Source organism: Candidatus Avelusimicrobium sp. (assembly GCF_050873505.1).
Classification (GTDB): Bacteria; Elusimicrobiota; Elusimicrobia; order Elusimicrobiales; family Elusimicrobiaceae; genus Avelusimicrobium.
Window position 1 is genome coordinate 20,776 of sequence record NZ_JBNMIY010000014.1, and the last position, 9,377, is coordinate 30,152.

The 9,377-nt window shown below is 51.1% G+C and carries 7 protein-coding genes; 2 read left to right on the forward strand and 5 right to left on the reverse strand.

What is annotated here, in order from left to right; translation table 11 throughout:
• Positions 1 to 2: 2 nt before the first annotated feature.
• Positions 3 to 3,572 carry a pyruvate:ferredoxin (flavodoxin) oxidoreductase gene (gene nifJ / locus ACR0QV_RS07065; protein ID WP_432635772.1) on the forward strand — a complete coding sequence of 1,190 codons (3,570 nt, stop codon included), beginning with the start codon at positions 3 to 5 and terminating at the stop codon, positions 3,570 to 3,572.
• 592 nt (positions 3,573 to 4,164) lie between these two features.
• Here the strand turns inward: nifJ and ACR0QV_RS07070 are convergent.
• The gene (locus ACR0QV_RS07070) at positions 4,165 to 4,797 is read right to left on the reverse strand and encodes a type IV pilin protein (protein ID WP_432635774.1); all 633 of its coding nucleotides are present in this window, start codon (positions 4,795 to 4,797) and stop codon (positions 4,165 to 4,167) included.
• A 772-nt stretch (positions 4,798 to 5,569) separates the two neighbouring features.
• On the opposite strand from ACR0QV_RS07070, the gene ACR0QV_RS07075 reads away from it, so the two are divergent.
• Positions 5,570 to 6,277, forward strand: coding sequence for an ankyrin repeat domain-containing protein (locus ACR0QV_RS07075; RefSeq protein WP_432635776.1), 708 nt, complete (start codon positions 5,570 to 5,572; stop codon positions 6,275 to 6,277).
• Positions 6,278 to 6,292: 15 nt separating this feature from the next.
• On the opposite strand, the gene ACR0QV_RS07080 is transcribed toward ACR0QV_RS07075, so the two are convergent.
• From ACR0QV_RS07080 to ACR0QV_RS07095, 4 genes are read right to left on the reverse strand one after another with little or no spacing between them, the layout of a single operon-like run.
• On the reverse strand, positions 6,293 to 7,384 hold the full coding sequence (locus ACR0QV_RS07080; protein WP_432635778.1) for a hypothetical protein: 1,092 nt from the start codon (positions 7,382 to 7,384) through the stop codon (positions 6,293 to 6,295).
• 50 nt (positions 7,385 to 7,434) lie between these two features.
• Complete coding sequence (locus ACR0QV_RS07085; RefSeq protein WP_432635780.1) at positions 7,435 to 8,031, reverse strand: hypothetical protein; 597 nt, start codon at positions 8,029 to 8,031, stop codon at positions 7,435 to 7,437.
• A gap of 49 nt (positions 8,032 to 8,080) precedes the next feature.
• A complete protein-coding gene (locus ACR0QV_RS07090) occupies positions 8,081 to 8,461 on the reverse strand; it encodes an OsmC family protein (RefSeq protein ID WP_428043127.1) in 381 nt (126 codons plus the stop codon).
• A 59-nt stretch (positions 8,462 to 8,520) separates the two neighbouring features.
• A complete protein-coding gene (locus ACR0QV_RS07095; RefSeq protein ID WP_432635782.1) occupies positions 8,521 to 8,919 on the reverse strand; it encodes an OsmC family protein in 399 nt (132 codons plus the stop codon).
• Between the last annotated feature and the right edge of the window lie 458 nt (positions 8,920 to 9,377).

The window sequence follows — 9,377 nt, forward strand, 5'->3', positions numbered from 1 at the left end:
TTATGGCTAAACTAGTTGCTATGGACGGCAACGGTGCAGTATCCCACGTCGCCCACGCTACCAACGAAGTAATCGCTATTTACCCGATTACCCCGTCCTCCACGATGGGCGAAATCTGCGACGCCAAAAGCGCCAAGGGTGAAACCAACATTTGGGGCAATGTTCCTTCCGTGAACGAACTCCAATCCGAAGGCGGTGCCTCTGGTGCCGTACACGGTTCCTTAACCGCCGGCGCGCTGACGACCACTTTTACCGCTTCGCAGGGCTTACTTTTGATGATCCCGAATATGTACAAAATCGCGGGCGAACTCACGCCGACCGTGTTCCACGTTTCTGCGCGTGCCATCGCCACGACCGCTTTGTCTATTTTCGGCGACCACTCCGACGTTATGGCCGTGCGCCAAACCGGCTGGGCTATGCTCTGCTCCGACAACCCGCAGGAAGCAATGGATATGGCGCTTATCGCCCAAGCCTCCACGCTTAAAGCCCGCGTACCGTTTGTGCACTTCTTTGACGGCTTCCGCACCAGCCACGAACTGAATATGGTGGAACCCCTGACCAAAGAACAAATGCACGAAATGATTGACGACAAACTCGTGGAAGAACACAAATCCCGCGGTTTAAACCCGGAACACCCGACCGTGCGCGGTACCGCCGCCAACCCGGACGTGTACTTCCAGGCCCGCGAAGCCGTCAACAAATTTTACAACGCCGTCCCCGGTATTGTAAAAGAAGAAATGGCTAAATTTGAAAAATTGACCGGCCGCCACTACGAACTCTTCCAATACGTCGGTGATGCCGATGCCGAACGCTTGGTTGTGATTATGGGTTCCGGCGCGGACGTAGCCCAGAACGCCGTGGAAGCGATGAAGGGCGAAAAAGTGGGCGTTTTGAAGATTAAATTGTTCCGCCCCTTCTCTATTGAAGATTTCATTAAAGTCATTCCGGCTTCCGTCAAGAGAATTGCCGTAATGGACCGCACGAAAGAACCCGGGGCCTTGGGCGAACCGTTGTTCCAAGACGTTTGCGCCGCTTTCTTAACCAAAGAAGCCAAGGCCAAATTCGCCGTTACCCCGCTCATCATCGGCGGCCGCTACGGTATCGGTTCCAAAGACTTTACCCCCTCTCACGTTAAAGCCGTGTTTGACAACTTGGCCGCCAACGAACCCAAAAAAGAGTTCACGGTCGGTATCAAAGACGATTTGACCAACTTGTCCTTGCCCGAAACCAAATTGGAAAGCAAAGCCGCCAGCGACATCTTTGCCGCTTTGTTCTACGGTTTGGGCTCCGACGGTACCGTAGGCGCCAACAAGAACACGATGAAGATCATCAGCGCCAACGGTTTCTTTGCCCAAGGCTACTTTGTGTACGACTCCAAAAAGTCCGGGTCTATGACCACGTCCCACATCCGCTTCGGCAAAAAATACATCCGCGCGCCTTACCTCATCCAATCTGCTGACTTTATCGGCGTGCATATGTTTGACTTCTTGGATAAATACGACGTACTCGGCAAAGCCAAAAACGGCGCTACCGTACTTATCAACTCGCCCTACAACGCCAGCGAAGTATGGAACCATTTAACCGCCGAAGTACAGAAGATTATCATTGACCGCAAACTCAAAGTTTACGTCATTGACGCTTCCGACATCGCCTTGGCTACCGGTATGGGCAGCCGCACCAACACCATTATGCAGACGGCCTTCTTCGGTATCGCGGGCGTAATCCCGACCGAAAAAGCCATCGCCGACATTAAAGAAGCCATTAAGAAAACCTATTCCAAAAAAGGCGAAGAAGTGGTGCAGAAGAACTACAAAGCCGTGGACGCCGCTTTGGCGGGCTTGCAAGAAGTAAAATACCCGGCCGAAGTAACCTCCAAACTGCACACCAAAGCCCCGGTTCCGGCCGATGCTCCCGCGTTTGTAAAAGACGTTTTGGGCGAAATGATTGCCGGCCGCGGCGACGAACTCCCCACCTCGGCTATGACCGAAGGCGGTGTATATCCCACGGGTACCACCCAGTACGAAAAACGCAACATTGCTATTATGGTACCTCAATGGGATCCCAACACTTGTATCCAGTGCGGTTTCTGCTCCTTGGTCTGCCCGCACGCCGCTATCCGCATTAAAGCCTACGACGGCAAAGCCTTGGAAAACGCTCCCAAGACCTTTAAATCCGCCGACGGCAAAGCCGACCTCGCCGGTCTTAAATTCACCGTACAAGTAGCGGTGGAAGACTGCACCGGCTGCGCGGCCTGCGTGTATAACTGCCCGGCCAAGAACAAAGAAAACCCGGAAAAGAAAGCCCTCGGTATGGTGCACCAGTTGGAAGTTCGCGACAACGAAATTGACAACTACGCCTTCTTCTTGGGCCTCAAACAAGCCGATGTAAAGACCAAAAAGGAATCCGTCAAAGGTTCCCAAATGAGAAGACCCTTGTTTGAGTTCTCCGGCGCTTGCGCCGGTTGCGGTGAAACCCCGTACGTAAAACTTTTAACGCAGTTGTTCGGCGACCGCTTGGCCGTGGCCAACGCGACGGGCTGCTCCTCCATTTACAGCGGCAACCTGCCCACCACGCCTTATTGCAAACGCGACGACGGCAAAGGTCCGGCTTGGTCTAACTCCTTGTTTGAAGACAACGCCGAATTCGGCTTGGGTATGCGCTTGGCGTTTGACCAACTCAACCACGATGCCAAAGCGGCCTTGACCGAAGCCAAAGAAGGCGGACTCAAAGAACACGCCGCTTTGATTGACGCGCTTATCAACGCCGACCAAAGCACCGATGCGGGCGTAGAAGAACAACGTGCCCGTGTGGCGGAACTCAAAGCCATTTTGAACAAAGGCGCCGAAAAAGGTTGCGAAACCTGCAAACGCCTGCTCAGCCTGGCTGACTACCTCGTCAAGAAATCCGTCTGGATTTTGGGCGGCGACGGTTGGGCCTACGATATCGGCTACGGCGGTTTGGACCACGTATTAGCCAGCGGCAAGAACATCAAAATCTTGGTGCTGGATACGGAAGTCTATTCCAACACCGGCGGCCAGATGTCCAAAGCCACTCCGTTGGGCGCCAAAGCCTTGTTCGCCGCGGGCGGCAAACAAATGCCGAAGAAAGACCTCGGTATGATTGCGATGACCTACGGCAACATCTACGTAGCCCAAGTGGCTATGGGTGCCAATATGAACCAGACCATCCAAGCCTTGGCGGAAGCCGATGCTTATAACGGTCCGGCCCTCGTAATTGCGTACTCCCACTGTATCGCTCACGGGATTGATATGTCCAAAGGTATGGGTGAAGCCAAACGCGCCGTACAAGCCGGCCGCTGGATCCTCTACCGCTTCAACCCCGAAGCCCGCTACGAAGGCAAGAACCCCTTGCACGTGGATAGCCCGTTAGGCGCGCCGACCTTGCCGTTGGCCGACTATATGAGCGGCGAAAACCGCTTCAAAGGCTTGATGCGCGACAACCCGGAACTCGCGAAGGAACTTATCAAACGCGCTGAATCCGAGTATGCTTGGAGACGCGACCTCTATAAACAGTTGGCCGCTATCCAGCCCGCTGAAAAGGTTGTAAAATAAGTTTGTAAGGAAGTAAAAAACCGCTTTGGGTAATACCCAAGGCGGTTTTTTTATGTAATTGTTGGAACCTGCTTTCTCGTCATTCCCGAGGACTTGGCGGCCCGCTAGGGTGCCGCCCGCAGGGTTCGGGGATCCGTTGTTGTCGTTGTCATCCCGGGCGTGGACCCGGGATCCAGTCTGTTTATAAAAGCCTTTTCTTTTTTATTCCTAGATTCCGGGTTCCCGCTTGTATGCGGGCCCCGGAATGACAGCAAAAATAACGACAGATTCCCGCCCGCTCCGCGCCGGCAGACCTTCCGGGATGACGGCAAAACAATACGACAAAATAAGGCCGTTATAAAATAAAAGTCATCCTGAATTGCCGCCCATACCGCTAGGCGGCACCCCGTAGTGTTTCTGTACGGGGTCTATTAATAGGGTTCAGGATCTACTGCTTGGGTTGTTATTTTAGGACAAGTTGTTTCATTTTTTATAAACGACCCATAAGGTAGATACTGAAACAAGTTCAGTATGACTTCAATTTTTATAATGGCTTTTTTTCATCCCGTAGTGTCTTTATACGGGATCTGTCGTTATCAACAAAAGGCCCCCCTTACAAATTCATCCCTTTGCAAATTTTGGCACACTTGGAGTGCGAGCCTGAGCATTGTATCCGCCCGGGAGTGGTCGTATTATCGTAATAAAAAGCCACCACACAATTAGGCAAGTTCTTGTTTGCGTCGTCCCGGCCCCCAAAGCCGCCCCATACCCGCGGGCAAGACAAATCGCCACGACAATCCCCCTCTACATACTGGTCAATCCACGTGCCATTGTCATATTCCACACGTCCGGCGGTAGGAATACTTTTGGAGTTTCCCGCAGGGATAGAAATATCCAAATCGTTTAAATTGTCGGTATATTTGCCATTAGCCATATAATATACCTCGTTGGCATTTTTAATCGCCCGCACCAAAGGCACGATACTATTCATTTTGCTCTTTAACACCGCTGTTTCATATTGGGGCAGAGCCACCCCCGCCAAAATGCCGATAATGAGGACGACGACGAGGAGTTCCATAAGGGTGAAACCACCTGTTGCCGTGCGGCCACCCCAAACTGACGTCATTCCGTAAGGTTTCTGTACGGAATCTCGCCGTTTCGCAACAACAGATTCTGGACTACGACTTTCCAGAATGACGCCACTAGCACAAGTGGCCGCACGGCTAATATTCATAAATTCTTTCATTTTTTCTCCTTGTTAAGGCCTTTATATTTGAGCAAAACGGCCTTTTATACGCGTTTTTATACAGCGGATACATCCGGGTACATCCACTGCGATTTATCAAAATTTTAACAAAAAAAAAAAACGAAACAACCCCTTTACAGAGAACGACGAAAAAGCAACGACAAAAAAAACACAACCCAACAGGTAGATCCTGAAACAAGTTCAGGATGACCGCTTTTTTGTAAAAAGCCCTTTTCCCTTGTCATCCCCGAGGAATTTAGTCGGGGATCTGTCGTTGAGTAAAAGAGGAAACACGACAAACAACAGATTCCCGAACGCTCCGCGCCGGCAGCCACTCGGGAATGACAACAAAAATAACAGCAACTACAACAACAGATCCCGGATAAAAACACTCCGGGATGACGACAAAAAGCAATAAAGCAAGGCTGTTATAAAAACAAGGGCGTCGTCCTGAATTGGCGACCCGCTAGGGTGCGGCCCGCAGGGTTTTCAGAATCTACCTTATAGGTTATTTGTCGTTGCCGTCATCCTGGAAAGTCGTAGTCCAGGATCTGTTGTTACAAAACAAGGAATAGATTCTGGACAGAAACCTTCCAGAATGACTTTATTAGATAATAACACAGAAAACAAACAACATCCCAATCGGTAGATCCTGAAACCCTGCGGGCCGCCAATTCAGGATGACCTGCTTATTTAATAACAACGATTTTTTCCCTCCTAGTGGCTTGCACACCCCCCCGTACAGACTACCTATTTTTGCTACAATAAAATTATGAAAAAACTCGCTATCCTTTTGATTACTGCCCTGGTGGTGTGGCTGGCGGTGGGCTATCACCAAGCGCTTAAAAAAGAGCAGGGCGAAGCCTTGGTAACCGCCGCGTATTACGGGGATTTACTGTCCGCCAAGGAAGCCTTGGAACAGGGCGCGCCCGCCGATTACACGCTCTATTTTAACGACGATGAACGCCAATATACCGAAACGGAATTTAACGCCTTGCAGGCCGCCGCTTCCGGCGGGGACGAGGACGTTATCAACTTTTTGTTAGAGCAAGGCTTTGACATCAACGCCGCCACGCCGGACGGCTGGACGCCGCTCTACATCGCCGCGCGCGACGGGCAAGCCGAAGCCGCCAAACTCCTCGTATTCCGCGAGGCCGATTTAAACATACAAACTCATTTGGGAGCCACCGCTCTCATTATGGCACTTACCCAACCGTTTGAAACCGAACAGGCCCGGACGGATTTACTTACCTATATGCTTAAACGCGGGGCGAATCCGAATCTAGCGGACAACGCCGGTTTTTCCCCGCTGTACTACGCCGCCGCCACGCTGGACCCGGCGCGCGTGCAAATCCTTTTAGAAAACGGCGCCAAAACCACCTCGGAGCAACTGGACAAAATTTTAAAAATGCTCCAATTAAAAGGTGGCAAAAACGCCAAAAAAATAGCCGCCCTCTTAAAAAAGAAAGCGGCCAAATAAAAAGGATTTTTCGTTTTACGGAAGCGTAAATTCCATTACCCGGAGTTTGCGCTTTTCGTTCAATACGGTAAAGCGCAAAATGTCGCCCGGTTGCAAATCGGTTTCAGCAAACGCCAATTCGGCGTGAGCGTCCTCATACGGTTGGGGATAATTGCGCAAATCCAGCGTAAACACAGCCTTTTCCCCGCGCCACACGGCTACACTCTTCACGCGCTCCTCTAACGTCAAGCGGCCGATTTCCCACCCGCGGAACACCAGCGGGCGCGCGGGCAGTTTTTCCGCCTGCATATATTGGTCCAGCATCATCGGCACCGCCTGCGAAAGATTGACGGCATAAGTATGGCTCTGCGCCCGGCTGCCCGGCATCGCACACCCGCCGGAGTGCAACGCCACTACGCGCCAATTATCGCCCTGTTTTTGGAACACGGGAGACCCGCAGTAGCCGCTTAATAAAAAGGGCGTTTTTACCTCATCTTGCTTGATTTTGCGCTGGCCTATCACGCCGAAACCCGCCACATTGATAACATCGCGCCGGACGGGCAAAAAGTCGCGCCGCCCATACGGCCCCGCCACATACCCAAAGGAAAACGAGGGCGTATTCGTCTGCACCGGGCCCAAGGAAAAGGGCTCCGCGCCGTTTTCCAGCGCGCTTTTGGGCAAAGGGGCCAGAGAGACATCGGGCGCACTCCATCCCGCGCTGCCGCTGACAGCAATCGTAACCGGGTATTCCTGCAAACCCGCGTTATTCCACACGCGCACCACGCGCTTTTGGCCTTTCGCTCCGCCAATGTGGTACGGCATTGCCGCCCACAGTTGTCCGTGCGATTCAAATAAAAATCCCGTTCCCAGCACGGTGGGCGATTCGGGCCGGGCCACCTGAATAAGCCCCTTGGGCACGCGCGCCATTAATTCGGCTGGGCCTGCAAAACGGCTGCGGGAAGCGGCAAAAATCTTTTTGGTGAGTTCAGGCATCAGCCGGGGCAGAGAAGTCATTTCTGACCCGGTTTTGGCGAGTTTTAAGGCATTTCCCGGCACGCGGAACAACTGCGCGCGAACGGGAAAGGCCGTAAGCAAGAGTAAACTGCAAACAATAAAAAAACGGTTCATATATATATATTATATCGGTTTGAGGGGAAGCACTAAAAGGGCCAAAGGACCTAGGGCGTATGGGACAAATATTGCTCGTAGTGAGTCCAATAATACCACACACTCCATACGGCTATTAACAAAAAGAATACAGCCATATACATTAGGATATGCCCGATAATCACATCATAATTTAATAAGCCCAGCGGCTCCAAGATATACACCCAATCGCCCTTTACGGCACCGGGGGCATAACTTGTAACCATATCGGAAGATGTAAGAGGCAATTTCATCGCGCGTGCATCTGCGCAATAAATTCCCGCTCCATACAAAGTAGTAGCCAGCCAATAAAGCAAAACAGGCTGTAACAGTCGCCCGCCCTTTAAACGCAAGGCCCAAAAACATAAAATAAGCAGAATCAGCGTTTCCATACCGTTGCCGGAAGCATACGTCCACCACTCCCAGCCTAAAACAGCCCAAAAACGGTGCGAAAATTCGTGCGTTAAATAGTTGGGCAAATAGACGAAAACATTGTCCAAAAGTATTTTAAACAGCGGGCTTTCTATGTGGGCGCATCCCCATATAAATAGCCCGCCCAAAATAAATACACTCCAAAAGCCCCATTTAAAATAAATGAAACTTTGGCGGTATGGGTCTAAATGAATCATAGAGATATTATACAGAAAAATCCCGCACTGTAAAAAGTGCGGGAGCATATTATTTAACGGTTATTTTATATTCCACGTCTTCACGCAGGCTGTTATGCACCGGGCAGGTTTGGGCGATATGTGTGTAAAAGTTTTTCTGCTCGCCGGACAAATTGTCCTTAAACGTAAACACCAATTCCACCGACACTACCCGCCGCGGCGTGCCGCCAAACTGCGGCGCCACGGAAAGCGTAGTACCCGTTACGTCCTCCCCCCGTTTTTGGGCGGCATAGCCAATCATCGTCAGCATACACGCCCCCAACGCGCTGGCCAAAACTTCGCCGGGCTGCATATCCTCGCGCGGGTCAAAATACGCGGTGCGCACAGAACCGTTTTTTCCGTCCAGTACGCTTACCGTTTGCAAGTTTTCTCCCAAAGTTGTTGTAATCATATTTCCCTCCTATGGGTATAATAACAGATTAAACGCCGTTTCGGGTAAAAAATTTTAGGTTATAAAACTTCCACCGTTACCTTTACTTCTCTGCTTAATGTTTGATGTACCGGGCAGGCTTGTACTGCCGATAAGTAGAACTTTTTTTGCTCCGGCGAAAAGTGCGCGGGAAAGGTGATTTTTAATACAAACTCTCCCACGCGGCGCGGATTAGCAGCCATAATTTTTTGTATGGATAAATGCGCGCCCTTAAAATCTTCCCCGCGCGCGGCGGCCATTTTTCCCATAATCGTAAGCGTGCAAGCGGCAAAGGCCGAGGCCAATAAATCGGTGGGCGAAAAGCGGCGGCCCTTTCCGCCGTTGTCTGGCGGCAAATCAGTTTGAATCGTGGTTCCAGTCGGCCCGTGGACGAGTTCGGTTTCCCCGTCGCCGGTATAAGTACAAGTAATTTCTGTCATATGGAAAACTCCTAAATAAAATGCCCCTAATGTACAGGGCTTATTAATAAGATACAAAAAATAGGAAGGTTTTGCCGCGCCACAACCAAAAATTTAGGTAACGGCAAAATACAGAAGAAAGCGCGGACTATTCGCCGCCTGTAAGGTTCCTGCTTTCGGGGAGCAGTTTCGTATGTTAGCAACCTTGCTTAAATAATGTGGCGCAAATAATCAACAGAGCGCGGACTATTCGCCGTCCGCAGGACCGCCCGCTGTGTGCCGTTTGGTATGTTAGCGGCATCACACAAACAATATGAGAGAGCGCAGAAAATCTGCCGCCAGCAGGGCATAAAAAAACCACGCTTTCGCGTGGCTTTTTAAATGGCTCCCCTCGGCTCGCCTTCCGATAAAATTCCTGACGGAATTTTTCTGCAGGCCGGGCTCGCGGTTTTTGCCTTGTGCGCAAGGGAACTTTATGC

What these genes read in the sequence shown, in the direction of transcription:
- nifJ (WP_432635772.1), top strand. Translation starts at nt 3, where the DNA reads ATGGCTAAACTAGTTGCTATGGACGGCAACGGTGCAGTATCCCACGTC.
- ACR0QV_RS07070 (WP_432635774.1), bottom strand. Translation starts at nt 4,797, where the DNA reads ATGAAAGAATTTATGAATATTAGCCGTGCGGCCACTTGTGCTAGTGGC.
- ACR0QV_RS07075 (WP_432635776.1), top strand. Translation starts at nt 5,570, where the DNA reads ATGAAAAAACTCGCTATCCTTTTGATTACTGCCCTGGTGGTGTGGCTG.
- ACR0QV_RS07080 (WP_432635778.1), bottom strand. Translation starts at nt 7,384, where the DNA reads ATGAACCGTTTTTTTATTGTTTGCAGTTTACTCTTGCTTACGGCCTTT.
- ACR0QV_RS07085 (WP_432635780.1), bottom strand. Translation starts at nt 8,031, where the DNA reads ATGATTCATTTAGACCCATACCGCCAAAGTTTCATTTATTTTAAATGG.
- ACR0QV_RS07090 (WP_428043127.1), bottom strand. Translation starts at nt 8,461, where the DNA reads ATGATTACAACAACTTTGGGAGAAAACTTGCAAACGGTAAGCGTACTG.
- ACR0QV_RS07095 (WP_432635782.1), bottom strand. Translation starts at nt 8,919, where the DNA reads ATGACAGAAATTACTTGTACTTATACCGGCGACGGGGAAACCGAACTC.